A 22,696-nucleotide genomic window follows, 5' to 3' on the forward strand; every position below is an offset into this window, starting at 1 on the left:
GGCAAATATGGCCAGTGAGGCAGGCGTTGCAATGAAACGCGAACCAACCGACAAGGAAATCCGGCTCGTTATCGGCGCCTCGTCCGCCGGCACCATCTTCGAATGGTATGATTTCTTTATCTACGGAACTTTGTTCTACATTATCGGCCCGACCTTTTTTCCGAGTGGTAATGAAACACTTGAAATTCTGATGGTCTGGGCAACCTTCGCGATCGGCTTTGGTTTTCGCCCAGTGGGAGCGGTATTGTTCGGCTTTCTGGGAGATCGACTGGGACGTAAATATACGTTTCTGGTCACCGTCACCTTGATGGGGATTGCAACCGCTGGTGTCGGCCTGATCCCAAGCGCTGAAACCATTGGACTGACTGCCCCGGCCATCGTGATTTTCCTGCGTATTTTGCAAGGACTGGCGCTTGGCGGGGAATATGGCGGTGCTGCCATCTATGTCGCCGAACATGCCCCAACAGAGAAACGCGGCTATTATACCAGCTATATTCAGGCCAGCGTAGCTGGCGGCTTCGTGCTGTCCATTGGTGTGGTCTTGGCTTGTCGCTTCCTGATTCCAACCGAGGTATTCAATGAATGGGGCTGGCGTATACCGTTCCTGCTCTCAATCATATTGCTCGGCATTTCACTTTGGATGCGGCTAAAATTGAATGAGAGTCCGGTTTTTCAAGCGATGAAGGCTGAGGGAAAAACCTCCAAGAACCCGTTTACCGAAAGCTTTTCCTATCCCGGTAACAAGAAACGGATCTTCGTCGCCCTGTTCGGGATTACCGGAATACTGACTACCATATGGTATACGGCCTTTTTCTCCGGCATGTCCTTTCTGCGCGGACCAATGAATGTCGATGATCTAACGGTTGACCTGATCCTGTTCTTTGCCGGTTTGATTGCCATGTCTTTCTATCTGGTAGTCGGCAAATGGTCGGATAGAGTGGGACGAAAAAAGCCAATCATAGTTGGTGCGATCCTGTCACTGCTACTTCTTTTTCCGTCCTTTTGGGGCTTGGGGCAACTCGCCAATCCGGGGCTGTCGGCGGCTTCGGAAGCGACACCGGTTCGTGTAGAAGGCACTGCTTGCAGCACCGATCCTTTTGCTGAGCTGTTTAATCGTGAACAAAGTGACTGCGGCAAGATTCTGGAGACCCTGACGGCATCCGGCGTCGCATATTCTGTCACTGATGCATCGGAGTTAAAGCTCTTCGCCGGCAGTGCGGAGATAGCAGTCGAGGCTGCTTGGCTCAGCGATAGCGGTGCGCGCCGGGATGGCATTCGTGGCGCACTCAGTGCGTCAGGCTTCGATTTTGTCGAGCAACAACCCGGAGCCATGCGCATATTGGGCATTGTCGCTATATTGCTCGTTTTGGGGGCACTTAGTGCGCTTACTTACGGATCAGTTGCGGCACTGCTAGCCGAAATGTTTCCTCCAAAAATCCGCTATAGCTCCATGTCGATACCCTATCATATCGGAGCGGGATATCTCGGCGGTTTCCTGCCCTTGATTGCGGGTTATATCGTTGCGCGTTCGGGTGATGTTTATTCGGGGCTCTGGTATACATGGGTGGTCGTTGCCTTTGGTGTTATTGTGGCGTGGTGGGGCATTCCTGATGATCCGGAAGCGGCACTCGACGAAGCGGAATAAACAGACTATCGCCGCATGATGAGCGATAAAGTCATTGATATTCCGGCAACCGCACGGCTGCGCCTGGACGGCGAGGCGCTAGTGGCCAATTGGCGTGCCCTGGATGATATGAGCGGCGCTGCCAGTACTGGAGCAGCCATTAAAGCCAATGCTTATGGCCTCGGCGCTGTGGAAGTTGTTCGACGCCTACAGTCGGCAGGATGCCGGGATTTCTACGTTGCCAATTGGCAGGAAGCTCGTGAGATCGAAGCTTCTGTGGAAGAGGGCACTCGTATCTCTGTTTTGAACGGTGTGCGTCCGGATGATATGCAATATGCAATGGGTTCGCTGGCTAAACCTGTATTGAACAGCGTGGAACAAGTATATCGGTGGCAAGAAACGGGGCTTCCTTGCGATTTAATGATCAACAGCGGCATGAATCGACTGGGGATTAATCCAGCGGATATTGAACAATATGACTGGAACGGCCTGGATATCGATATCGTTATGAGCCATCTGGCTTCTGCTGACGAAGATGTCCCGCAAAATGCAGATCAGTTGAATCAATTTGACAGCGTGCTGCAATATGTCTCCGGGAAGCGCGCAAGCCTAAGCAACAGTGCTGGCATTGCTTTGGGGCAAGCCTATCATTTTGACTGCACCCGGCCCGGGCTGTCTCTTTATGGCGGAAAGCAGCGTCCCGAACTTTCTGCGGCAATCAAGCAAGTGGTGTTCCCGGAAACGCAAATCTTGCAAGTGCGGGAACTGCAGGTTGGAGATAAAGTTGGTTATAACGCTAAATATACCGCTGAACGGGATCATCCAATTGCGATATTGGCGATGGGTTATGCCGATGGATATCTCCGCGGATTCTCAAATACGGGCCTGTTTCTGAGAGGCCAAACAAAACTCCCGGTCCTTGGTCGCGTGTCAATGGATCTAATCGCGATCGATATATCCGGCGCTTCCGATCTCGGGGAATCTGACTGGGTGACGGCGCAATATGATTTGCCGACAGCTTCACGCCAGTCCGGACTTTCCCAATATGAGTTGATCACGGGCCTCGGCAATCGCTATTCCCGTTATTGGGTCTAAACTGTGCAGTTGCCATATCGCATGCGCACATGAATTAAGTGGCCAAATTCTGCGCGAGTTGCATTATGATCAACTCGCTTGGCGGCTTTAGTTGCGGCGATGCACAATTTTGTCTACTGCTAAGGTAACACTAAGTATTTTGAAGGCATATCGTCGCAAAATCACAAAATAACGCGATATGGTTCACAGGAGATAACATGGCAAAGACGAAAAAGGGCGATCCGGATGGCCCAATCACAATTAAAAAATATGCCAACCGTCGGCTTTATAATACACAGACATCCAATTATATTACGCTAGATTTCCTAGCAGAAATGACCCGGGATGATGTGGATTTTGTAGTTGTCGATGCCAAGACTGGTGATGACATTACGCATAATGTCCTGACACAGATTATCGTCGACGAGGAAAGCAGCGGGCAAAATATGCTCCCGGTCAATTTCCTGCGTCAGCTTATCTCCATGTATGGTAACAGCATGCAGTCACTGATGCCGTCCTATCTTGAAGCATCAATGGACAATTTCCGCAAAAACCAAAAACAGTTTCAAGAAGCTGTCGAAGGCGCACTAAACAAAAATCCGTTGGGTCAAATGGCTGTTAAAAACCAAAAGCAGTTTCAGGAAGCCATAGAAAACGCCTTGAAATCTAGCCCGCTCGGCAATGTCGTGGAAAAAGCGCTAAACCCTCTGGGACTTGGCGATAAGACCGCCTCTAACGATGAAGAGCCGGAGCCGGAAGAGGAAGAAATATCCGCAAAAGATATTGAGATCATGGAACTCAAACAGCAGCTTGCCGATATTCAATCGAAGATCGATAATCTCGACGATTGATTTAACCTCCGGGTCACTGAATTTTTGAAACTTTTCCGACAGGAACCGAATACGTGAAGAAAAACGCTCTATCCGTAACCAGAGAAGCTGACTTTTCAGCCTGGTACCAACAGCTTATTGCCGAAGCCGATTTGGCCGAAGAATCCGGTGTCCGCGGCTGTATGGTCATGCGGCCGTGGGGCTATGGTATTTGGGAACGGGTACAGTTTTTGATGGATCAGCGGATCAAGGCGACCGGCCATGAAAATTGCTATTTCCCACTATTCATCCCGCTCAGTTACTTTGCCAAGGAAGCTGAGCATGTCGATGGTTTTGCTAAAGAAATGGCGGTCGTCACCCATCACCGATTGATGAAAGATGATGCTGACGGTCTTGTAGTTGACCCAGAGGCAAAACTGGAAGAACCTTTGGTTGTTCGGCCTACCTCAGAAACAGTGATCGGCACCTCATTTTCTAAGTGGGTCCAGAGCTGGCGCGATTTGCCAGTGATGATCAATCAATGGGCCAATGTTGTGCGCTGGGAAATGCGGACGCGGATGTTCCTGCGCACGAGTGAATTTCTTTGGCAAGAAGGCCATACGGCCCACGCTACGCGCGATGAAGCGATGGAAGAGACACTAGACATATTGGAAATGTATCGCAGCTTCTCTGAAGATGTGCTGGCCATGCCGGTCGTTGCTGGAGAGAAGCCGGAAAATGAACGTTTCCCGGGTGCTGACGCGACCTATTCCATCGAAGCAATGATGCAGGATGGTAAGGCATTGCAAGCCGGTACGTCGCATTTTCTGGGACAGACTTTTTCCAAAGCTCAGAATATCCGTTATCAGGACAAAGAAGGGCAATTCCAGTTCGCCTATACGACGAGTTGGGGCACTTCGACACGTCTCATCGGCGGTGTGATCATGACGCATGGCGACGATGATGGCCTGCGCGTGCCGCCGCTTATTGCGCCTTATCAAGTGGTCATCATTCCCATGCTGCGTGATAAGCCTGAGGATGAAGAGGTTCTCAATTTCTGTACCGCGCTTACGAAACAACTATCCGGACTCCGGGCTTTTGATGAGAATGTTCGGGTGAAGCTAGACAAAAGCGGTGCTAAGGCTTCCAATAAACGCTGGGCCTGGGTCAAGAAGGGCGCGCCGCTTATCCTCGAGATTGGGCCGCGAGATGTCGCGGAAGGCAATGTATCAGCTCTTCGCCGGGATGCTCTGTACAAGGACAACGGCAAGCTGGATTCCCAGATTCTTGCGAAAGATGCTTTTGCCGAACAGGTCCCTGCCTTTCTGGAGGAAATTCAAACCAAATTGCACGGTGAAGCCAAGCAACGACTGGATAGCAATATTACGCGCGGAATGAATGAATTTGCGGATGTTCAAAAATTCTACAAAGAGAACAAGAAATATCCCGGTTGGCTGGAAGTGCAATGGTGCCGGGCAACAGGTGAAGAGCTTGATCAGATTGAAGAGCGTCTGAAAAAACTCAAGCTTACTTTCCGTAACGTACCGAACGAAGCGGCTGCGGTTGATGGCAATTGCATATTTACTGGCAAGCCAGCCGTCGAACGGATCCTCATCGGCAAAGCTTATTAATGGCGAAATCGTCCAAATCTCATAAGCCGAGACAGGTTCCATCGCGCAAACAGATATTGGATTTTATCGAAAAGTCGGACCAACCCGCCGGTAAACGTGAGATCGCGAAAGCCTTTCGCTTACGCGGGGCAGATAAAATAGCGTTGAAAGCCTTGCTGAAAGACATGGCTGACGAAGGCTTGATCGACAGCACACCGGGCCGTGCCTTCCACAAAATGGGCGGCATTCCAAAGGTCACCGTGCTCAAAATTGTCGAGATCGATGGCAATGAAGCGATTGGCGTGCCGGAACGTTGGGAGGCCGAGGCCCCGGCTCCGCGGCTTCGTATTAAGGAACGCGGCCGCCGTGCGGCTTTGGCAGTTGGTGACCGGATTCTCGCGCGCACAGAAGAACGTGGTCAGGGGCATATCGCCTTTATGATGAAGAAAATTGCTCAAAGTAGCGATATGCTGATGGGAGTGATAGAAAAGGATGAGCGGGACCGGTTTTGGCTAAAGCCGGTGGATCGGAAAATCAGGCGCAGTACGGCAATATCCGATCTGGGTGAAGCGGAAGTCGGCAACTTGGTTCTTGCAGAACCTATTGGCCGTGGCAGTCAGATTAAAGCGCGGGTCAAAGAGGTGCTGGGCGATCCCTTCGCACCAAAATCATTCAGCCTGATCGCCATCCATAAATATGAAATTCCGCAGGTATTTCCATCTGATGTTCTGGATGAAGCAGAACAGGCAACCAAGCTGGAACTCAGCAAAGAGGACAGGGAAGATCTCACCGATCTGCCAATTGTTGCTATTGACCCAGCAGATGCGCGTGATCATGACGATGCGATCTGGGCAGCGCCAGATGATGATGCGGACAATATTGGTGGGTTCAAGGCGATTGTCGCCATTGCCGACGTATCCTTCTATGTCCGCAGCGGCAGCAAACTTGACCGCGAGGCTTATAAGCGCGGCAACAGTGTTTACTTCCCGGACCGGGTTGTTCCGATGCTGCCGGAAGCGCTGTCTACCGATGTGTGCTCGCTCAAACAGAATGTCGACCGTGCCGCCTTGGCGTGCCATCTAAAAATCGATACCAAGGGCAAAGTCATTTCCTCTCGCTTTACACGCTCGATTGTTCGACTGACCGGCAATATCGCTTATGAAGATGCGCAGGCGGCGATGGATGGTAAATTGGACCATCCTATGAAGGCGAGTGCCCTTGAACCGCTCTGGGCCTGCTGGAAATTGCTCGCAAAAGCTAGAGATGGCAGAGAACCGCTTAACCTCGATTTACCGGAAAAGCGGGTCGTTCTCGATGATCAGGGCCGGATTGCGGAGATTGCTACACGGGAACGTCTCGACGCACACCGTCTGGTTGAAGACTATATGATCGCAGCCAATGTCGCTGCGGCGAAGATGTTGGAATCCAAGAAATCACCACTTATTTACCGGGTCCATGAAACACCTTCTCGCGAAAAACTGATCGCGCTGAAAGACTATCTGAAGAGCTTTGATGTCAGTTTTGCGATGGGGCAGGTGATCAAGCCGTCCGTATTCAATCGCCTAATCGAACAAGTGGGCGAGGCGGAAATTTTGCCGCTGGTCATGGAACAAATATTACGAAGTCAGACACAAGCCTATTATGGTGCCACCAATATGGGGCATTTCGGGCTTTCGCTGGGCAGCTATGCGCACTTTACCAGCCCCATTCGCCGCTATGCCGACCTGATAGTGCACCGTGCATTGGTCAGTGGCTGCAAATTGGAACAACCCAAACCAGTCAATGATCTAACCCCTGCGGCAAGCGGGTTGAGCAAAGACATGGCTGATAAACTGGATATGATATCAGAGAAGATCAGCCAGTTGGAACGGCGTGCGATGATGGCAGAACGCGAAACGGTTGATCGCTATATCTCTGCGCACTTATCTGATCATGTCGGTCAGGTTCTCAAATGCCGGATTACCGGTGTCCAGAATTTTGGTTTTTTCGCTACAGTTGAAGAACTGGGCGGAGACGGCCTTGTCCCGGTCCGGACATTGGGTGTGGAACGGTTCGACTATGATGAACAAAAGCAACAGTTGGAAGGCGTTGAAACAGGTGTGACCTATAATATCGGGCAAAAGCTCGATTTGCGTCTGGTGGAGGCCAATGCGGCAACCGGAAGCCTGCTCTTCGAACTGGCTGAGGGTGCCAATCACATGTCTGGCCGCTACGAACCCCGGCGAGGCCGCAGCGGGCCTAAGGGAAAGGCGCATCGCAAAGGGAAGCGCGGGCGCCCCGCAAATATTCGTCATCGAAGCCGATAATGTAACCGGATAGATACGGCGCGCGAATAAGCGGGGTATAATCATAAAAGGATATCCCGATGACCAGCCTGATACCGACTCAACCCGTTCCGGATTTCACTGTGCCCATGACCGATGGCGGCCAGTTCCAATTGAGCCAGCGCGCCGGCGATAATTTCACATTGCTGCTATTCTATCGCGGTCTGCATTGCCCGATCTGCAAAGGGCAGTTGCGTGACCTTCAACGTAAGCTTGGTGATTTTGCTGAACGCGGCGTCACGGCTGTTGCAATCAGTATGGATGACCAAAAGCGCGCGCAAAAATCGGCGGATGACTGGGGCATAGACGAACTCATGCTCGGCTATGGGTTGAGCGAAAACATAGCTCGCGAACTTGGTCTTTATATTTCTGCTGGACGCCCAGACAGCCCGGAACCGACGATATTCTCCGAGCCCGCACTGTTTTTGGTACGCCCCGACCAGTCTCTCTATTTCGCGAGCGTTCAAAGCATGCCGTTCACGCGGCCGCCGCTCGATCAGTTGATGATGGGTATCGATTATGCGCTGGCCAATGATTATCCGGCGCGCGGCGAATTGAGTTAGGCTCTTAGCTTAACCGATCAATCTCTTCCTTGCTCAGTGATCCAGGTACAACCATCACCGGGCAGGGAAGGGTACCTGCTTCTGTCGCGGCGAAATGCGTTACCAATGGGCCAGGAGTACCGTTACCGGCAGCGCCGAGAACGAGCGCGGCCAAGCCATCAATTTCATCCATCAATTTCCGGACGTCCTTGGCACCTTTACCTTCCTTGACGGTGATAGAGGGGCGGATTCCGGTTTCCTCAAACAAAGTCCCGGCAGCGCTCGAAACTAACGCTTCGGCGCGGTTCTTTGCTTCCTCTTCTAATGTGGCTTGAACCCCGCCCCAGGCGACAAATCCTTCGCTCTCCACCAACGCCAAAATGTGCAAGGCACCATTTGTTTTCATCGCACGGCGTGAAGCAAATCGAAGCGCAATGCTCGCCTCTTCCGTCTCATCAATAACCACCAGGTAAGTACGCATGAAAACTCCCCAACTGACTGCGCAATTTTACTATTAAAACCATGCTTGCGATAAAAGCCTGTGATATGCAAGATTTACACAGCTTGCGCTTTCCTGTGATTTGCGCATAAACGCCTGCAACGTTGATATAGAATAAGGGTTTTCTCTCCATGCCGATCAACCTCCAAATGCCTGCATTGTCTCCGACAATGGAAGAAGGGACATTAGCCAAATGGCTGGTAAAAGAAGGAGATGAGGTCGCTTCGGGCGATTTGCTGGCGGAGATTGAGACCGATAAGGCGACGATGGAATTTGAGGCGGTCGATGAAGGTACGATTGCGAAGATCGTTGTTGCCGAGGGTACCGATAATGTCAAAGTCGGAGACGTCATCGCGATTATCGCTGAAGAGGGTGAGGATGTTTCGGCGGCTTCGAAAGGTGACGAAAGTTCCGTGGGTAAGCCCAAAGCGGAACCGGTGGCTGAGAAAGCCGCCGCAAAACCTGCACCTGCACCACAAAAGGTTGCCGAACCCGCACCGGAAGTTGCTCCGAAGGTTACGCCTTCACCCTCCGATGGTGACCGCATTAAGGTTAGTCCGTTGGCCCGCCGCTTGGCCGAGCAAAAGGGCGTTGATTTGGGCGCCCTAAGCGGTTCGGGTCCCGGTGGCCGCATTATTAAGGCCGATATTGATGCAGCCGAAGGTGGCACTGCACCGGTTAAAAGCGAAGCAACCGCGCCAGCCCCAGCGGCTACCGCGGCCCCGGCACCAGCGGCGAATGATTTCGATATCCCGCATACGACCGAAAAACTGTCCGGCATGCGCAAGACCATTGCCCGCCGCCTGACCGAAGCAAAGCAGACCATACCGCATATCTATCTCACCGTGGATATCCAGCTCGACAAGCTGCTCAAGCTGCGCAGCGAGCTCAATGCAACACTGGAATCGCGCGGAGTGAAGCTGTCGGTCAATGATCTACTGATTAAGGCACAGGCGGTTTCATTGATGCAGGTGCCGAAATGCAATGTCTCGATTGACGGGGATCAGCTCAAGACCTTTGAACGCGCCGATATTTCGGTCGCAGTCAGCATTCCCGGCGGCCTTATCACTCCGATCATTACTAGCGCCGACACCAAATCGCTCAGCGTCATTTCGACCGAGATGAAAGATCTTGCGGGCCGTGCCAAGGACGGCAAGCTGAAGATGCACGAATATCAGGGCGGCACCGCCAGCATTTCCAATATGGGTATGTTCGGCATCAAGAATTTCGACGCGGTGATCAATCCGCCGCAAGCCATGATCATGGCCATCGGGTCAGGGCAGAAGCGTCCGCATGTGATTGACGATAGCCTGCAAATCGCGACCATCATGAGCGCAACCGGCAGTTTCGACCACCGCGCGATTGATGGCGCAGATGGCGCGCAGTTGATGCAGGTGTTTAAAGAGCTGGTGGAGAACCCGTTGGGGATGTTGGCTTGAGCAAGAATCATTTGTATCTGAGAGTAGCTCGAAACGCTGTTGGTTTCATTTTGCTCATCATTTGCCCCTTGTTGACTATCCTTGGACTGTTGGGCGCCTTCCTTGTCCAACACGAAGAAGACAACGTGGTATTTTTTTTGCTAAGTTTTGGGTTCTTGGGAACAGTAGTAGGTGGTGCGATCATTCTCAAGGGTCGCCAGAATTCAATTGATAAAAGTGATAAGTCCCTAGCTTACGGATGCTTTACCGCGCTGGCTCTACTATTTCTTTTTTGGATCATCCCCGGTAGCCGCTTTGGCTTTTAGCGCTTCTTCCCTTGGGGGAGAGGAGAAAAATGAAGGAAAAAAATGGCAAAATCTTACGACCTCATCGTTCTCGGTTCCGGCCCCGGTGGCTATGTCGCGGCAATCCGCGCCTCGCAACTCGGCCTGAAAACCGCCATAGTAGAACGCGAAAATCTCGGCGGCATCTGCCTAAACTGGGGCTGCATACCAACCAAGGCACTCCTGCGCTCGGCAGAAGTGTTCCACAATATGAAACACGCTGCGGACTATGGTCTGGCGGCAGAGAATATCAGCGCGGATATTGATGCGGTGGTCAAACGCTCGCGCGGGGTGGCGAGCCAGCTTAACAAGGGCGTCACTGGCCTGATGAAGAAGAATAAGATCGACGTCATTATGGGCGACGGCAAGATAGTCGAAAAAGGCAAGGTCGCAGTCAAAACCGACAAGGGCGAGGAAGAACTCACTGCCAAGAATATCATCATCGCCACCGGTGCGCGGGCGCGGGACCTGCCGTTTGCCAAGGCAGACGGCAAGCGCATCTGGACCTATCGCCACGCCATGACGCCGCCAGAAATGCCTAAGAAACTGCTGGTTATCGGCTCTGGCGCGATTGGCATTGAATTTGCGAGCTTCTACAACGACATGGGCGCGGATGTTACCGTCGTTGAGATGATGGACCGCGTTGTTCCGGTGGAAGACGAAGAAATCTCAAAATTCCTTGAGAAATCGCTGAAAAAACAGGGAATGACGATCATGACCGGTGCTGGTGTCAAAAGCATTGATGCAGGCGCGAAGGGCGTGAAAGCGGAGATTGAGGATAGCAAGGGCAAGGTCCAAAAGCTGGAATTCAGCCATGTCATCGTCGCAGTGGGTATCCAGCCCAATGTCGAAACTGTCGGGCTTGACGAGCTCGGTATCGAACCGGATGAGCGTTTTCATATCAAAACCGACTCCATGTGCCGGACCAATGTCGAAGGCATTTATGCCATTGGTGACGTCACCGGCGGACCGTGGCTTGCCCATAAGGCCAGTCATGAAGGCGTTATTGCGGTAGAGGCTATTGCTGGCGGCCATCCGCACGCGATGGATATCAACAATATCCCCGGCTGTACCTATTGCCATCCTCAGATCGCCAGTGTCGGCCTGACCGAAGCCAAGGCCAAGGAAGCGGGTCATGACGTCAAAGTCGGCAATTTCCCTTTCATTGGCAATGGCAAGGCGATTGCACTGGGCGAGACAGAAGGTTTTATCAAAACCGTGTTCGATGCGAAAACCGGCGAATTGCTTGGCGCGCATATGATCGGCGCGGAAGTCACCGAGCTGATCCAGGGCTATACCGTAGGCAAAACGCTGGAAACGACGGAAGCGGAATTGATGAACACCGTCTTCCCGCATCCGACTCTAAGCGAAATGATGCATGAAAGTGTACTCGATGCCTATGAGCGGGTTTTGCATATGTAGGACATTGCTTCTCTCCCCTTGAGGGAGAGAAAAGACTTGGCTTGGCAATTTATTGACTTAGCAAGTCTTAGAGAGGGGTGGGCGGCAATCATTGCCGTTGCGCTTAGACGCCACCCCTCACCGACTACGACTAAGCTCCTGCGGTGCTAAGTCTTCGTTGTCCTCTCCCTCAAGGGGAGAGGAGTTAAGAAGGGGAACAATCGATGAATCCGATCAAAGGCTTACTGGCACTATCTCTTACCATCTCTGCGACTGCCAATGCGGAGACCATCGTCTATACGGCTGACCGGATGCTGGATGTGGACAGTGGCCAGATGATCGAGAACCCTGTCATCATCGTCACCAATGGCAAGATTGCCCGGGTCACTAATCAGAATGATCCTGTTGAACCCGCAGATGCCAGAACCGTGGCGCTGGGCGATGTCACAATCCTGCCCGGTCTGATCGACATGCATGTCCATCTCGACGCCAATCCGCTTTATGGCGGCTATAGCAGCCTGCAATTTACCGACCAGTTTTTCACCGTCCAGGGCGTCGCCAATGCTCGAGCGATGCTGGAGGCCGGTTTTACCAGCGTCCGCAATATCGGTTCCGATAACTACTCGGACATCGCGTATAAGCAGGCGATTGATGAAGGATTGATCGCCGGGCCGCGGATTACACCTGCTGGCTATTCCCTCGGCGCCACGGGCGGCCATTGCGATCAGACGTTCCTGCCGCCCTCGTTCAAGGCCAAATCGCCGGCCGTCGGAGATGGCCCCACGGAACTGCGCAAAAAGGTGCGGGAACAGCGCAAATATGGCGCAGAGGTCATCAAGGTTTGTGCGACCGGCGGCGTATTCTCCCGCAATACCGAGCCGGGACAGCAGCAATTGTCTCTGGAGGAACTCAGCGCGATTGTTGATGAAGCCAAGCTATGGGGCCTGAAAACAGCCGCCCATGCTCATGGCGCTGCCGGGATCAAGACGGCCATCCGCGCTGGTTTCACAACCATCGAGCATGCCAGCCTGGTCGACAAAGAGGGCATTGATCTCGCCCGTAAGAACGGCACCTATTTCGGGATGGATATTTTCAACACCGAATATACCCAGTCGGAAGGTAAGAAAAACGGGGTGTTGGAGGAAAACCTTCTCAAAGATCGTCAGATTGCCCAGCTGCAACGTGACAATTTTCGTGCCGCACATCAGGCGGGTGTAAAAATGGTCTTCAGCTCAGATGCCGGCGTCATGCCGCACGGTATTGCGGGCGGGCAGTTTAAGATCATGGTCGATTACGGCATGACACCGCTGCAAGCTATTCGTGCGGCTACGATTAACGCTGCGGATGCGCTTGGCAAAGCGGATCAGGTTGGGCGATTAAAGGCGGGATATCATGCAGACTTTATCGCCGTTGATGGTGATCCGCTCGCCAATGTGCAGGAATTGGAAGATGTTGATGTCGTCATCAAGGGCGGCGAGATAGTGAAAGGTCCATAGGATGGCCAAGGGCACCCATGATTATGTCGAGGATCCTCGCAACGAAACCATATTGATCAACGTCAACGGTACAATAACGCCGCGGGCCGAGGCCATGGTGTCGGTATTTGATAGCGGTTTCATGCTCGGTGACGGGGTTTGGGAAGGGCTGCGCGTGCATAAGGGCCAGATTGCGTTTCTGGACGCGCATATGGACCGGCTGTTTGAAGGAGCAAAAGCTATCGCGATGGATATCGGGATCAGCCGCGAGCAATTGGTTGCGCGCCTTTATGAGACCATTGAGGCCAATGGTATGACCGGCTGTCACATCCGCTTGATGGTGACGCGCGGTATTCGCTCCACGCCTTATCAGGACCCTCGAGTGATCATTTCACCGGCAACCATTGTTATCATTCCGGAATATAAAGAAGCGCTGCCCAGTACGGTGGAAAACGGCATCCGACTGTTTACCGTTCATGTCCGCCGCGGCGATCCCGCGGTTCAGGATCCAAAACTTAACTCGCACAGCAAGCTTAACTGCATAACCGCTTGTATTCAGGCGACACAGGCCGGGGCGGATGAAGCGCTAATGCTCGATCCGCAGGGCTTTGTCGCGACCTGTAACAGCACGCATTTCTTCATCGTCCGCAAAGGTGAGGTCTGGACCAGCAGCGGTGATTATTGCCTTGGCGGGATTACCCGGAGCAACGTCATCAAGCTGTGCCGAGAGAATGATATTCCTGTGTTTGAGAAGAATTTCTCGCTGACCGATGTTTATGGCGCGGATGAAGCCTTTGTTACCGGGACTTTTGCAGGCGTTGTGCCCGCCACCGAGGTCGATGGGCGCGTATTGAGCAAGGGCAGGGGACCAATGGTTGAGCGGCTGCAAGCGCTTTATAAAGGTCTCATCGAAAGCGACACGGCGGCATGACGTCACGGCCTGTTCGCATCGCCATGTGGTCGGGGCCGCGCAATATATCTACCGCGATGATGCGCAGTTTTGGCAGCCGGTCGGATTGCGCAGTGACGGATGAGCCCTTTTATGGGGCATTCCTGAAAAAAACCGGTGTACGGCAACCGATGGCCGATCAGATTATCGCATCGATGGATTGCGATTGGACCTCTGTTAAGGGCGCGATGCGCGGGCCAGTGCCAGAGGGCAGGGATGTCTGGTACCAGAAGCATATGCCGCATCATATGGTGGATGATGTCTCGATCGCGGACTTTCCGGATCACCGGCACGCATTCCTAATCCGCGACCCGGATCATGTTGTTGCAAGCTACGCCGCCAAACGCGTCGAAGTGACGCCCGATGATCTCGGCTATGAGCGGCAGGTCAGTTATTTGGATCAAGCTGCTCAGTTGACCGGAGAAGCGCCCATCGTGCTGGATAGTGCTGATATATTGCAGAATCCGTCTGGTTGTTTGAGATCGCTATGTGATGCGCTTGGTATCGCGTGGGATCCCGCGATGCTTTCTTGGCAACCAGGGGCGCGACCGACAGATGGAATATGGGCTTCTCATTGGTATAATCGCGTGGTGGACACGACCACGTTCGCGCCTCCTAAAGATGGCAAGCCGACACTGACAGATGCACAGCAACGAGTCGCAGATCAATGCCGCAAGTTTTACAATCAATTATCAAACTATCGGCTCAAGATTCTCGGATAGTTGGTAAATAATCTTAGATTTCCCTTGGTTTCGAGCGAGAGGTGCTCCTCACTCCCCAGCGGAATTTTCATAGCGCAGAACCAGAAAAATATGATATGTTGAAGCATATTTTTAGGAGGTTCTTATGTTTATATTATATAGTGTCGCCCTCTTAACCACCGCTGCTACCGGTATGGCTGATACAGAAACTAGCAGGGTAAATTACTCCAACTGTTTGACTGATTTTACGATTACGCATCTAGACCAGAAAACGGAACGCCGGGCGTTCGTAAAAGCGGCAGCAGATGCTTGTCCGGATGAGCGCAGCGCAATGATCGCCGCCATGAAAAAGGATGAGTTGGACTTTGGCAGCACGGAACAAGAAGCCACAGACTATGCCAATGAAGAAGCAGATGGCGTCTTGTTTGCCTTTAGAGATGGGTACTCCGGCTATATGAACTCGAGTACCCGGCCAGTAAAGGAATAGGCCAAGACCGCTCTAATCGACAATTATCTGCGATGTCGACCGTGATTTCGGAGGCGTTACGGGGCGTCAAGCCGACTTGGCAAGGGCCGGTACTCCGCTATCGCTCTCTTCGAGCCGTTCTTTACGTTTGGCAGCAACGGCAGCCCGTTTGGTGATTTTTCTATGGGTGATGAGGCCTGCCAACATACCCGTGGCGATGGCCAGCATATATTGAATGACCCATGTCAGCATGACCCATTCATAGAAGCTATGCAGCGCAAAGATGATCAATGTCACGCCAATACCAACCGCCATATCGCCTCTGGGGTCACCACGGTTGCTCCAGGCAAATCTGAAAGCCGCGATAATCGGCACGGATATCAATAATATGAAACAGAGTAGCCCAATAAAACCCGTCTCAGCAGCAACTAGCAAATAGCTGTTATGCACGGGTGCCGAACGGCTTCCCCTGTTCCAGATCACTCCAGCTTTTTGAGAATATCCTTCTGTATTGGCGATAACGACATATTGATTGGCGCCAATACCCATGGGATGGTCAGCCCAAATCATTTTAGCGGCGCGCTCAAAAGCTTGCCTTTCTTCGTTACTGCCCTCGGTCGACGTTATCGCAAAGCGTTGCTGCAAAGAGGCAACCGCGATTGGTGTGGCGATCGCGAGGACAACCAATCCGATAACGGCTACCTTGGTTTTTCGCGCCGACGGTTTGCGAACCATCGAAAGGAAGATAATAAGCATGACGCCAATGCCAGCAAGTCCAATCGTCGCCCGCGACGCACCAAATGCTACGACAATCAAGCCAGCTATCACACCCAACAGCGGTAATTTTGCTTTTTTCGTCGCCATGAGCATAGCCAGGGAAGGGTAGAGCGCAAAGTGGGTCGCTACACCCAAGAGGTTTTGATGCCCCATAGTTCCGCTGGCCTGGACCACACCGGAAAGCTTCTGACTGATGGAGAAACCTGCTTGCAAGGTTATTCCGCAAACCAAACCGGCAATGATCATCTTGGGACCGTCTTTAGTCATGGCAATATTCGCTACGGCCCAGAATACCAGCAGCACTGTGCCTAATTGCCAAGCGTAGAAGAAAGAAGCCTGCGGATTGTTAGAAAACAGGATCGATAGAGAGGCGGCCCCTATATAGGCGATAAAAAGTGCGGTGAACGGAAAAACCATTGGAGATCGTCGGCTTCTGATGACAATGGCCAAGGCCAAAGCGTCCAACAGTGTTATAACCACCCCTTTTGTCTGCCCCGGCCAGGTTGCCCAACTGATTATCGCAGCGTCCAAATTCCAGGCAGATATGACAAAGGGCAGAAAACCAACCGCAAAGTAAAGATAGCGCCGATATCTAGCGTTCTGTTGGAGCAGAACCATAAAAACTGGCACGGAAAAAATGATCACTGCTAAAGCAACGAATCTCATGACCTATATTTTCCTTCGCAGACCAGTGATTTTTTGATTTCACACCTATAAAGGCAGTCAGTTAACGCATATCCCAAAAAAATCCATCTCGCTTTTAGCACGGGCAAGCGTTTGAAATCAAAATTAGCATCAAAATATCCTTATCTGAACAGCCATAATATTTACAGCACTGTAAAGGAAAATTGATTTCTTTCGTAACAACTTAGTAGATTTTGAAATCTCTTTTTGCTCACATATGTAACATAATCACAGTGTGTCTCGAAATGGCACATCGTTGAAGGTCTAATATGGAAAATTGCACTGAAACAACTGTTATCAAAAGATAAATAGCGAGACGAGATGATGGATTTCAGGGCTATCAGCCATAATTGTAATAAATTCCGACAGTCAAAAGTAAATTATTGATAGACCAAAAATCCCATTGACTCTCCCCATAGAATGGCTGTTAACTTGTTGTTAACGCCTATCCTGGCGCGAATCTATGGGGAAGATTTATGAAAACAGCAAAACTACTACTTGCTGGCGCTGCACTTTTTGCACTGCCACTTTCAACTGCACCAGCTAGTGCACTTACGATTGTGTTGAATAACACCGGCGGTGTTGAAACCAACACTCAGGCTTATGCGGGCTTTGTCGCAGCTGCACGGTATTGGGAAAGTGTATTTACAAATGATGTTACGATTAACATCGATGTTGGTTTCCAAGCGTTGCGCCCAGGCGTATTAGCTCAGGCAGGAAGTAATAGCTCCGGCGTTTTGGTTGGTGACTTTTTGGACACGCTTCGGGCAACCGGAACTACCAATTTAGATGCCCAAGCGGTATTCCCGAACTTGGTAGCGTCGCAATTTGAAAATGATGATGGTAGCAACATTTTAGGCGTAAATGCCTTGATTTCCGCTCCAAATGCCAATGGCGGCGGCGTGGCTTTGCCATTGAGCCGAACACTGGATGCAGATGGTAGTGCCAATAACGTTGTATTGGATGCAAACACAGCCAATTTGAAAGCGGTTGGTCTTCTGGGCGATGACGGTACGTCAGATGCAAGTATTACTTTCAGTAACGAATTTGCTTTTGACTTTGACCCGACCGACGGTGTCGCAGCCGGCGCGTTCGATTTTGTTGGTATCGCTATTCACGAAATCGGCCATGCTCTTGGTTATGTATCCGGTGTAGATACGTATGATTTTGTGGCTGGCAACCCTGACGATTTTGGGAATCTTGATCTAAACCCATTCCGTATCATGAGTCCTTTAGATCTGTTCCGTTATAGCGAACTAAGTGACCAGCTTGGCGTTCTCGATTGGGCTGTTGGCGGAGTAGATGGTGAAGCACCATATTTCTCAATCGACGGTGGCGCGAATAGCTTGTTTGGAGATGCTTTCTACTCGACAGGCTCTTTTGAAGGCGACGGCCGTCAAGCCAGTCACTGGTTGGATGTTGGTCCTGGCGAAGTCCAACGTGGCATCATGGATCCAACCATTGGGCGAGGCTCAAACAGCATCATTACCGCTCTTGACCTTGCTTCATTTGACGCATTTGGCTGGAACTTGAACTTTGATGTTTTGGCGAACTCCGACTACGCTTTTAACACCAACAATATTAACGTTGCGGCTGTTCCTGAGCCAGCAACCTGGGGTATGATGATACTCGGGTTCGGCATGGTCGGTGGTGCTTTGCGTCGCCGTCGCAAAACAGTGAATGTGAAACCTGCTCTCGCCTAAATCGAGACCAGTTTCAAAACAGAAACCCGCTGGCGCAAGCTAGCGGGTTTTTTGTTGGTAACGATATATTCGACATATGATGACAATGCACTTTAACGTAGTGCTTTTTTTTGTGATACATCACTTAAAGCATGCGATAGAGCAATGATCATGTTGGGACAGACGAGAGCAAAGGGATAGCAATGGTTTCTCGTCAAATGATGTCCCAAATCACTTGGGTAGCGGGCTCCTATGGGGCTTCCCAAGGGCTACGCCTCTTCACAAATATTGTTCTCGCGCGCTTATTGGCTCCGCAACTTTTTGGCGTGATGCTAGTCGTCAATACCCTTCGCACTGGTATCGAGTTGTTGTCCGACGTTGGCATCGGCCAGAATATCGTCAGCAATCGTAAGGGCGATCAACCGGACTTTTACAACACAGCTTGGACAATTCAAATCATCCGCGGCCTGTTGCTTTTTGCGATCGGCCTATTGCTAGCTCGGCCTTTGGCGGAATTTTATGATAGCGATCAATTGATTGAAATCATTCCTATTATATCAGTCGTATTTTTACTCACCGGTATTCAGTCCCCTTCGCGCTTCATTCTTCAAAAGCGCCAAGCCGTAAAAGCAATTGCATTATTTGATGTGTTTATTGCGGCTGTTTCGGCCATTGTTCACATTGCCTTGGCGCTCTACTCTCCCACCATCTGGGCTTTGGTGGCCGGTTTGATCATTGCTACATCCATTTCGACCACGGCAAGCTTCTTCCTTATCGATTTTCGTATCCACCGGATCAAGATTTCCCGCGAACATGTCAGGGCGATAATTTCATTTGGAAAATGGGTATTTGCGTCTTCGGTCGTCTTTTTCCTGGCGATGAATTTCGACCGGCTCTATTTTGCGAAGGAAATTCCGTTCGCTATTTTAGGTATTTACGGCATAGCGCGGACATTTTCTGACATGATCGGTATGTTGGTCCAGCGCGTTGGCGCCATGATGATTTTTCCCAAAGTAGCCGCATTTGCAAAAGAACGCTCCGAACTGCGCCCTGCCATAGCCGGTTTGCGAATGAAAGCCTTGCTGGCCACGGCGTGTGGGCTCTCATTAATCGTAGCGCTTTCTGATGTTGTCATTCTTGTACTTTATGATGATCGTTATATTGCGGCTGCGTTCATGCTCCCGATTTTGATGGCTGGGACTTGGTTCTCAATCCTCTCGACGATGGGAGAGTCTTTCATGTTGGGTATCGGCAAGTCGGTCCATAGCGCCCAGGCTAATTTTGCCAAATTGCTTTGGCTGGTCATTGCTGTACCATTGGCACTCATTTATTTCGGTTTTGTCGCTGCACTTTGCGTCATCGCGGTTGCCGATCTTTTTCGGTATATTTCTTTGTCTTTCTCACAATGGAAGGAAGGCCTTTCTTTCCTGAAACAAGACCTTGCATTGCTTAGCCTTTTCGCATTCCTTGTCGTGATGTGGCGCTATATTTTCATGCAATTAGGACTTGTGGCAGATATAGGCACTTGGCTGGAATATGGGGGCATGATCAATGGCTGATCCAAAACGACCGATCACCAAAGACATGGATAGACAAAACTCCGACAAAATGAAGGGCAGGGTGGGTATAGTTGCGATCGGTCGCAATGAAGGTGAACGGCTGATCCAATGTCTCGATTCTCTAGCGCCTTTCGGCCTACCCGTCGTTTATGTTGATTCAGCTTCCACAGATGACAGTCCGGCAGCAGCTAAAGATCGCGGCGCTGATGTTCTTGATCTGGATCTGACAACCCCATTTACGGCAGCCCGTGCTCGAAATGAGGGTTTTGAACGATTGCGTTCGATCGCACCCGAGATTGATTACGTGCAGTTTGTTGATGGCGATTGCGAGGTTGAAGGCGGTTGGTTTGCGGCCGCTGTCGATTTTCTTGACCAACATGCCGACATTTCGGTCGTCTGTGGGCGTCGGCGAGAGCGGTTTCCGGATGCTTCCTTCTACAACAAGATTTGCGATCTTGAGTGGAATACAGCCATCGGAGAAAGCGATGCATGCGGCGGGGATGCCTTGATGCGGGTCAGCTCCCTTGTCGCTGTGGACGGATATGACAGCAGCGTGATAGCCGGCGAAGAACCGGAGTTATGCAACCGTATGCGCGCCAAGGGCATGAAAATCTGGCGCATCGATCAACCTATGACAATCCATGACGCAGCTATGCATCATTTTCGGCAATGGTGGCTGCGTGCCGTACGCAGTGGTTTCGGATATGCACAAGTGTGGTGGACAACACGCCGAACTGGTAAAGCATTATATGGTAGGGAGGTTGCTCGGGCGATATTCTGGGCGGTGCTTTTGCCGCTCTTCTTCATTGCAAGTGCGCTCTTCAATCCGCTTTTTCTAGTAATACTTCCTTGCATTTATGCTGCGCAAGTTGCTCGAATTGCCTTGAGACAAGGGGGCAATCAAAGTTTTTCATGGAAACTAGCGGCGCTTAATATCGGGGGAAAGTTCGGTGAAACGCTGGGTATATTCCGCTTCATTATCCGTGCTCTAAAAGGCCAACAAGGCGGTGCTATTTTTTATAAATAGCCGACACTGCCAGTCAGACTAGCTGTAAAGCGTAAATTTAAAGCCGAAATTGCGGTATCTTCTTTACCCCGGCCATTTGCAGATGCCATAGAAATCAAATATTTACTCCCGTACGGACAGCAGCCATGATTTTCGATCAGTTTGACAGTATCCGAATTATCAACCTACCATATCGTACCGACCGCCGTGCCGAGATGGAGGGCGAATTGTCACGTTTGGGTCTCCTCGATGATCCGCGTGTCGCTTTTTTTAATGCGTTCCAATTTGAAGATGCCGGGACATTTAGCTCTCCTGGCGCACGCGGCGTTTATCAAAGCCATTTGGCCATATTGGAAGAAGCAGCAAATAACGGACATCGGGTGCTAATCCTTGAGGATGATTGTGACTTCATCCCAGAAGCAAGCTCCTATGCGCCACAGCAGCCATGGTCGATCTTTTATGGAGGTTACGAAGCCAGCGATCCCTCTAATCTTATGGCGAGTGATATTATTGGCGCGCATATGATGGGATTCTCACCGGAAACGGCTACACATCTCGTGGATTATCTCAAAAATCTGAAATATGAAGGCATGCACCCGCCAATTGACGGAGCGTATATATGGTATCGCCGCTCTTTTCCCGAAGTTGACACACTGTTTGCGGAGCCAGCTTTGGGTAACCAGCGTCCATCACGAACGGACATTGCCGAACTTCGCTTTTTCGACAAAATCCCGATAGTGCGTGATTTTGTCCGTGTTGCCCGCAAGATAAAGCGAACCTTGCAGCGATAACTTATAAGGACCGTTAGTAAGACGTGTCCACATCATGTTTTTTGCACGCCAGATCAATATATGAACCAGGGGCAGGGGGTTTATCGAACAACCCCACCAAGCGGCTGTGCCACATATGCACCGCAACCGTATCGTCTTCGAGCATAGCCTCTACAACCTCGGCTGGCTCATACAAGTCTCGCGCGTCTTTCCAGCGCACCGGATAAAAAACGCTCGGTGGCTTGGCATATTGTTCAAGTTTGTTTTTCTGGATAACATGCGTGACGAGGCCAGAGGAATAGGTGCCCCATGGCATTTCATCCAACCCGATCGGTCCCTTAGTCAGTCGTTGCCAATAGAAAGCCAACGATCTTTTGGGGCCAAACCATGGTGGCCGGGTATTGGGTTGCGGTATCGAATTGAGGTCCGAAACCATTGCTGACCCCTCAGGAGCCAAGAGAACAGCGTTATTGACCCAGCCTTCATATTCCCAGCAAAAGACATGATCTGCATCGAAATCCAAGGGTTTCAGAAAATAGAAATCCATATCGACCCAGTAACCAAGGCCTTGGGCCAGCAGTTCATAGCGCCAAAAATTTGCTCCCAATGCAACTGACCCGGTATCTGCATAGGTAAGCAAGCGGTCACGCGGCATAACTTCAGCAGCATTGCGCAGTTCGATGCCATCCGGCACGCCTTCTAGATTTTCAGGCTCATAGGACCAAAGCGTAAACTTATGTCCAACAGCCAAAGCAGACTGCAAGCACAGGCGCTCTAGATAACTGAGTTTGTTTCCGACCCAGAGAGAGTTAAGTTGTTCTAATGCCAAGATGATACTCCACCAAAAACCAATAGCAATTGCGCTTTTCTATACATTGTGGGGAAGATGTGTCGATGCGCTTTTTCCTCAAAGCTTCACGATAACGCGGTTACCAGAAAACAAACTTAACTTTACGTGACAGAAATAGAATTTAAGTTAACA

At 51.1% G+C, this 22,696-nt stretch carries 20 protein-coding genes; 17 read left to right on the top strand and 3 right to left on the bottom strand.

What is annotated here, in order from left to right; genetic code table 11:
- Nucleotides 1-7 precede the first annotated feature (7 nt).
- From ABJM21_RS07885 to ABJM21_RS07910, 6 genes are all read left to right on the top strand, one after another.
- Nucleotides 8-1,645: an MFS transporter gene (locus tag ABJM21_RS07885; protein WP_348303428.1), complete on the top strand. Its 1,638-nt coding sequence runs from the start codon at nt 8-10 to the stop codon at nt 1,643-1,645.
- 15 nt (nt 1,646-1,660) lie between these two features.
- Entirely contained in the window at nt 1,661-2,719 is a 1,059-nt protein-coding gene (gene alr / locus ABJM21_RS07890; RefSeq protein ID WP_348303426.1) for an alanine racemase, read from the top strand.
- A gap of 197 nt (nt 2,720-2,916) precedes the next feature.
- Nucleotides 2,917-3,549: a polyhydroxyalkanoate synthesis repressor PhaR gene (gene phaR, locus ABJM21_RS07895; RefSeq protein ID WP_348303424.1), complete on the top strand. Its 633-nt coding sequence runs from the start codon at nt 2,917-2,919 to the stop codon at nt 3,547-3,549.
- Between the two features lie 53 nt (nt 3,550-3,602).
- The gene (gene proS, locus ABJM21_RS07900; protein ID WP_348303422.1) at nt 3,603-5,138 is read left to right on the top strand and encodes a proline--tRNA ligase; all 1,536 of its coding nucleotides are present in this window, start codon (nt 3,603-3,605) and stop codon (nt 5,136-5,138) included.
- Nucleotides 5,138-7,423, top strand: coding sequence for a ribonuclease R (rnr, locus tag ABJM21_RS07905; protein ID WP_348303420.1), 2,286 nt, complete (start codon nt 5,138-5,140; stop codon nt 7,421-7,423). Before proS ends, rnr begins: the two co-directional genes overlap by 1 nt.
- Nucleotides 7,424-7,482: 59 nt before the next feature.
- On the top strand, nt 7,483-8,004 hold the full coding sequence (locus ABJM21_RS07910) for a peroxiredoxin-like family protein (RefSeq protein ID WP_348303418.1): 522 nt from the start codon (nt 7,483-7,485) through the stop codon (nt 8,002-8,004).
- 4 nt (nt 8,005-8,008) lie between these two features.
- On the opposite strand, the gene ABJM21_RS07915 is transcribed toward ABJM21_RS07910, so the two are convergent.
- Nucleotides 8,009-8,464 (bottom strand): universal stress protein, encoded by a 456-nt coding sequence (locus ABJM21_RS07915; RefSeq protein WP_348303416.1) that lies wholly within the window; start codon nt 8,462-8,464, stop codon nt 8,009-8,011.
- Between the two features lie 149 nt (nt 8,465-8,613).
- On the opposite strand from ABJM21_RS07915, the gene ABJM21_RS07920 reads away from it, so the two are divergent.
- The 7 genes from ABJM21_RS07920 to ABJM21_RS07950 all read left to right on the top strand — a co-directional run bounded on the left by ABJM21_RS07920 (nt 8,614) and on the right by ABJM21_RS07950 (nt 15,257).
- On the top strand, nt 8,614-9,921 hold the full coding sequence (locus ABJM21_RS07920) for a pyruvate dehydrogenase complex dihydrolipoamide acetyltransferase (RefSeq protein WP_348303414.1): 1,308 nt from the start codon (nt 8,614-8,616) through the stop codon (nt 9,919-9,921).
- Complete coding sequence (locus ABJM21_RS07925) at nt 9,918-10,226, top strand: hypothetical protein (RefSeq protein ID WP_348303412.1); 309 nt, start codon at nt 9,918-9,920, stop codon at nt 10,224-10,226. The genes ABJM21_RS07920 and ABJM21_RS07925 overlap by 4 nt, the downstream gene beginning before the upstream one ends.
- A 42-nt stretch (nt 10,227-10,268) precedes the next feature.
- On the top strand, nt 10,269-11,666 hold the full coding sequence (gene lpdA / locus ABJM21_RS07930; protein ID WP_348371958.1) for a dihydrolipoyl dehydrogenase: 1,398 nt from the start codon (nt 10,269-10,271) through the stop codon (nt 11,664-11,666).
- Nucleotides 11,667-11,869: 203 nt separating this feature from the next.
- Nucleotides 11,870-13,141 carry an amidohydrolase family protein gene (locus tag ABJM21_RS07935; RefSeq protein WP_348301673.1) on the top strand — a complete coding sequence of 424 codons (1,272 nt, stop codon included), beginning with the start codon at nt 11,870-11,872 and terminating at the stop codon, nt 13,139-13,141.
- Nucleotide 13,142: 1 nt separating this feature from the next.
- A complete protein-coding gene (locus ABJM21_RS07940) occupies nt 13,143-14,051 on the top strand; it encodes an aminotransferase class IV (RefSeq protein WP_348301672.1) in 909 nt (302 codons plus the stop codon).
- Nucleotides 14,048-14,791 (top strand): sulfotransferase, encoded by a 744-nt coding sequence (locus ABJM21_RS07945; protein WP_348301671.1) that lies wholly within the window; start codon nt 14,048-14,050, stop codon nt 14,789-14,791. Before ABJM21_RS07940 ends, ABJM21_RS07945 begins: the two co-directional genes overlap by 4 nt.
- Before the next feature lie 124 nt (nt 14,792-14,915).
- Nucleotides 14,916-15,257, top strand: a complete 342-nt coding sequence (locus ABJM21_RS07950; protein WP_348301670.1) for a hypothetical protein — start codon at nt 14,916-14,918, stop codon at nt 15,255-15,257.
- Between the two features lie 66 nt (nt 15,258-15,323).
- On the opposite strand, the gene ABJM21_RS07955 is transcribed toward ABJM21_RS07950, so the two are convergent.
- The gene (locus ABJM21_RS07955; protein ID WP_348301669.1) at nt 15,324-16,430 is read right to left on the bottom strand and encodes an O-antigen ligase family protein; all 1,107 of its coding nucleotides are present in this window, start codon (nt 16,428-16,430) and stop codon (nt 15,324-15,326) included.
- Between the two features lie 743 nt (nt 16,431-17,173).
- Here ABJM21_RS07955 and ABJM21_RS07960 point away from each other — a divergent pair.
- From ABJM21_RS07960 to ABJM21_RS07975, 4 genes are all read left to right on the top strand, one after another.
- On the top strand, nt 17,174-18,400 hold the full coding sequence (locus tag ABJM21_RS07960; protein ID WP_348301668.1) for an NF038122 family metalloprotease: 1,227 nt from the start codon (nt 17,174-17,176) through the stop codon (nt 18,398-18,400).
- Between the two features lie 182 nt (nt 18,401-18,582).
- Nucleotides 18,583-19,938, top strand: a complete 1,356-nt coding sequence (locus ABJM21_RS07965; protein WP_348301667.1) for an oligosaccharide flippase family protein — start codon at nt 18,583-18,585, stop codon at nt 19,936-19,938.
- Nucleotides 19,931-20,965, top strand: a complete 1,035-nt coding sequence (locus tag ABJM21_RS07970) for a glycosyltransferase (protein ID WP_348301666.1) — start codon at nt 19,931-19,933, stop codon at nt 20,963-20,965. Before ABJM21_RS07965 ends, ABJM21_RS07970 begins: the two co-directional genes overlap by 8 nt.
- Before the next feature lie 125 nt (nt 20,966-21,090).
- Nucleotides 21,091-21,735 (top strand): hypothetical protein, encoded by a 645-nt coding sequence (locus tag ABJM21_RS07975; protein ID WP_348301665.1) that lies wholly within the window; start codon nt 21,091-21,093, stop codon nt 21,733-21,735.
- A 13-nt stretch (nt 21,736-21,748) separates the two neighbouring features.
- Here the strand turns inward: ABJM21_RS07975 and ABJM21_RS07980 are convergent, their stop codons facing one another.
- Nucleotides 21,749-22,543 (bottom strand): hypothetical protein, encoded by a 795-nt coding sequence (locus tag ABJM21_RS07980; protein ID WP_348301664.1) that lies wholly within the window; start codon nt 22,541-22,543, stop codon nt 21,749-21,751.
- Nucleotides 22,544-22,696 lie beyond the last annotated feature (153 nt).

Origin of the sequence: Parasphingorhabdus sp. (assembly GCF_039977335.1) — a bacterium.
Taxonomy (GTDB): Bacteria; Pseudomonadota; Alphaproteobacteria; order Sphingomonadales; family Sphingomonadaceae; genus Parasphingorhabdus.

Bases quoted from the DNA above. Each gene is read 5' to 3' on its own strand.
- ABJM21_RS07885 (WP_348303428.1), top strand. From the start codon at position 8: ATGGCCAGTGAGGCAGGCGTTGCAATGAAACGCGAACCAACCGACAAG.
- alr (WP_348303426.1), top strand. From the start codon at position 1,661: ATGATGAGCGATAAAGTCATTGATATTCCGGCAACCGCACGGCTGCGC.
- phaR (WP_348303424.1), top strand. From the start codon at position 2,917: ATGGCAAAGACGAAAAAGGGCGATCCGGATGGCCCAATCACAATTAAA.
- rnr (WP_348303420.1), top strand. From the start codon at position 5,138: ATGGCGAAATCGTCCAAATCTCATAAGCCGAGACAGGTTCCATCGCGC.
- ABJM21_RS07910 (WP_348303418.1), top strand. From the start codon at position 7,483: ATGACCAGCCTGATACCGACTCAACCCGTTCCGGATTTCACTGTGCCC.
- ABJM21_RS07915 (WP_348303416.1), bottom strand. From the start codon at position 8,464: ATGCGTACTTACCTGGTGGTTATTGATGAGACGGAAGAGGCGAGCATT.
- ABJM21_RS07920 (WP_348303414.1), top strand. From the start codon at position 8,614: ATGCCGATCAACCTCCAAATGCCTGCATTGTCTCCGACAATGGAAGAA.
- lpdA (WP_348371958.1), top strand. From the start codon at position 10,269: ATGGCAAAATCTTACGACCTCATCGTTCTCGGTTCCGGCCCCGGTGGC.
- ABJM21_RS07935 (WP_348301673.1), top strand. From the start codon at position 11,870: ATGAATCCGATCAAAGGCTTACTGGCACTATCTCTTACCATCTCTGCG.
- ABJM21_RS07940 (WP_348301672.1), top strand. From the start codon at position 13,143: ATGGCCAAGGGCACCCATGATTATGTCGAGGATCCTCGCAACGAAACC.
- ABJM21_RS07945 (WP_348301671.1), top strand. From the start codon at position 14,048: ATGACGTCACGGCCTGTTCGCATCGCCATGTGGTCGGGGCCGCGCAAT.
- ABJM21_RS07950 (WP_348301670.1), top strand. From the start codon at position 14,916: ATGTTTATATTATATAGTGTCGCCCTCTTAACCACCGCTGCTACCGGT.
- ABJM21_RS07955 (WP_348301669.1), bottom strand. From the start codon at position 16,430: ATGGTTTTTCCGTTCACCGCACTTTTTATCGCCTATATAGGGGCCGCC.
- ABJM21_RS07960 (WP_348301668.1), top strand. From the start codon at position 17,174: ATGAAAACAGCAAAACTACTACTTGCTGGCGCTGCACTTTTTGCACTG.
- ABJM21_RS07965 (WP_348301667.1), top strand. From the start codon at position 18,583: ATGGTTTCTCGTCAAATGATGTCCCAAATCACTTGGGTAGCGGGCTCC.
- ABJM21_RS07970 (WP_348301666.1), top strand. From the start codon at position 19,931: ATGGCTGATCCAAAACGACCGATCACCAAAGACATGGATAGACAAAAC.
- ABJM21_RS07975 (WP_348301665.1), top strand. From the start codon at position 21,091: ATGATTTTCGATCAGTTTGACAGTATCCGAATTATCAACCTACCATAT.